The following is a 288-nucleotide window of genomic DNA, read 5'->3' on the forward strand; positions in this document are numbered from 1 at the left end:
GAACTCGGATCAAGCGGCTTGCCAGAAAGACGATCTGTTTTTCCAAGACTGAGAAGATGCATGATACTGTGATTGGATTATTCATCAATCGTCATGAGTTCGGGCGAGCAGTATAACGTTATGCCCACACATCTAGAACACTACCTAGGTTTTCCTGGTGTCGCAGTCATGCTTTCTTGTCCAAGTTGCGAGTCAAAACACACGGTCAAAAATGGCAGAATCCATAACGGCAAACAGAACTATCGCTGTCGGGACTGTGGACGACAGTTCGTGCAAGACCCGCAGAAC

The 288-nt window shown here is 47.2% G+C and carries 2 protein-coding genes; both read left to right on the forward strand.

Annotated elements, in window-relative coordinates; translation table 11 throughout:
- A partial coding sequence (locus LEPBO_RS41350) for an IS1 family transposase (protein WP_225903979.1) occupies nucleotides 1-116 on the forward strand: 116 nt, incomplete at its 5' end.
- Between the two features lie 52 nt (nucleotides 117-168).
- Nucleotides 169-288 (forward strand): IS1 family transposase (locus LEPBO_RS45485; protein ID WP_144056307.1); only part of this gene is annotated, 120 nt, incomplete at its 3' end.

Origin of the sequence: Leptolyngbya boryana PCC 6306, from assembly GCF_000353285.1 — a bacterium.
Taxonomy (GTDB): Bacteria; Cyanobacteriota; Cyanobacteriia; order Leptolyngbyales; family Leptolyngbyaceae; genus Leptolyngbya; species Leptolyngbya boryana.